This window comes from Acinetobacter sp. 243_ASPC (genome assembly GCF_001054715.1).
Classification (GTDB): domain Bacteria; phylum Pseudomonadota; class Gammaproteobacteria; order Pseudomonadales; family Moraxellaceae; genus Acinetobacter; species Acinetobacter soli.
In genome coordinates this window covers 1-2,581 of the sequence record NZ_JVOR01000114.1, presented here as the reverse complement: position 1 = coordinate 2,581, position 2,581 = coordinate 1, and the positions used below count along the sequence as shown (strand labels likewise).

At 46.2% G+C, this 2,581-nt stretch carries 1 pseudogene; it reads right to left on the bottom strand.

From position 1 onward, the window contains the following. Positions 1–2,581: pseudogene (locus ADA42_RS17910) on the bottom strand (phage tail protein); the annotation flags it as partial.

The window sequence follows — 2,581 nt, the reverse complement described above, 5'->3', positions numbered from 1 at the left end:
ACCGGAACCGTTACCGCATTGTCTTTGATTTTCAGCGTATCAACCGCTAGATTATCAATCTTGGCACCCGTAACTGCTAAATCATCAATCTTGGCCGTCTTAACCGCCAAGTTATCAATTTTCGCTGTTTTAACTGCCAGATCTTCAATATGAGAAGTTTTAACGGACTGGTAGTCCAACATTGCAGACTTTAAGTAAGCTGATACCGGGAAGACTGTTCCTGTAGCAGGATCGGTAAATGGTGTGGTTCTAAATATAAAAGGATAGTAATCAGTACTGTCCCCGCTTCCCAAAGCAAAAGTATCTACATTGTAAATGTATTTACCCTCTACACCATCATTCGCACCTCCCCACCCAATAACCTTTCCATTCACATCAAACTTAGTGAATTTTTGTGCGTATAGGCCATCTACTGATTGCGTGACCTCTTCAATTGAGGCTGTATTTTCTCCTAATGATGTTTGAATAATTTCAGTTTTATCAACCAGCGCCTTATTTGCATCTGCAGTAGCTTTGATCTGACTTTTATAGACCGCATCGTTCTCAGCCATAGTTGCACTCACGATATCAATCCGTTGACCTAAAGCTGAATCACCATCAACTTGAGCTGATTGAATCGACCAGCTTGATGCCTGATTACTGCCACTGTCTGCGGTCCAAGTACTTTGATCCGCAGTCAAAGGCGTGACTTTGGCATAAACTCCATCGACTTTTTCAGTTGCTGCAGTCAAACGTCCGTCAATTTCTTCAACCTCTGCTTTGACAGAATTCAACGCACCGGTACTAGCCTTATCTCCAAGCGCAGCATTAATGCTGTTGATCTGGCTGGCATTGGCAGCAGATTCACTTGCCGCTGCATTGGCAGTTGATAGAGCCGTAGCTGCATTGGTTTTGGCTTCATTTGCAGAGCTGTTGGCAGTATTTGCAGTGTTCACCGCATTTGAAGCATTACTATTTGCAGTACTGGCTGTATAACTCGCAGCGGTTGCTGTTGCCGATGCTTGTTGTGCAAGGCTTGAAGCTGATCCCGCTGTTGTAACGGCAGTTTCAGCTTTACTAATTGCACTTGCCGCATTGGTCTTTGCTGCCGATGCATCAGATTCAGCAACCTCTAGGCGGTTGTCTAATGTTTGGATTGCGCTTGAGTTACTGCTCGATGCTGATACCGCACTTTCAGCAGTCTGCTTAACAGATGCCAAAGCGGTGTCATTGCGGGCGATGTAGTTATTGATCGCTTGCGCATTGGCTTCGTCACCCGATGCACGTGCTGAACGCTCCTCCTGAATTGCTGCTTGATTTGAACCCACTTGCACGTTAATCGTATCAATCCGCTGGCCTAAAGCTGAATCACCATCCGTATAGGCAGATTGAATCGACCAGCTTGACGCTTCATTACTGCCACTGTCCGCAGTCCAGTTATTCTGGTCCGCGGTCAAAGGTGTGACCTTCGCATAGACACCATCAAGTTTTTCAGTTGCTGCAGTCAATCGTCCGTCAATTTCATCAACCTCTGCTTTGACAGAGTTCAGTGCACCGGTGCTGGCTTTGTCACCCAGAGCAGCATTAATGCTGTTGATCTGGCTAGCATTGGCAGCAGATTCTGTGGCTGCAGCATTAGCAGTCGATAGAGCCGTGGCTGCATTGGTTTTGGCTTCATTTGCTGTGTTGTTTGCAGTGTTTGCCGTGTTCACCGCATTGGAAGCATTACTGTTTGCAGTTGTAGCTGTATCACTCGCAGCGGTTGCTGTTGCAGATGCTTGTTGTGCAAGACTCGAAGCTGATCCCGCTGTTGTAACGGCAGTTTCAGCTTTGGTAATTGCACTCGCAGCATTGGTTTTTGCTACTGATGCATCAGACTCAGCCACATCAACACGATTGTCTAAAGCCTGAATCGCGCTTGAATTACTACTTGATGCAGTGACAGCGCTTTCAGCGGTCTGCTTAACAGATGCAAGTGCCACATCATTACGGGCAATGTAGCTGTTGATCGCCTGCGTATTGGCTTCGTCACCCGATGCACGTGCTGTTCGCTCCTCCTGGATTGCTGCCTGATTTTTACCAACTTCAACATTAATCGTATCAATCCGCTGGCCAAGAGCTGAATCGCCATCAACTTGAGCCGATTGAATCGACCAGCTTGACGCTTCATTGCTACCACTGTCTGCGGTCCAAGAATCTTGATCAGCAGTCAGAGGTGTGACTTTCGCATAGACACCATCGAGTTTTGTTGATGCAGCACTCAAATCATCTGCTACGACATCAATTTCTTGACGCACCGCAGCAAACGAGTTTTCTGTACTTTGCTTATAGGTATCAACAACAGACAAGACATGCTCATCACCAGCAACACGCTGCTGGCTTTCATGTGTCAGACCATCACTAAGATTTTGAACAGCACTGATGCGAGCTTGTGATTCTGACGCGATATTATCTGCAACTTGATTCACAGCAGTAATACGCTGTTGACGTTCTTGATCTATATCTCCATTTAAGTTTTGAACATCACTGATACGGGCCTGTGATTCTGATGCAATATCATCAGCAAGTTTCTCGACATCATTGATACGCTGCTGACGTTCTA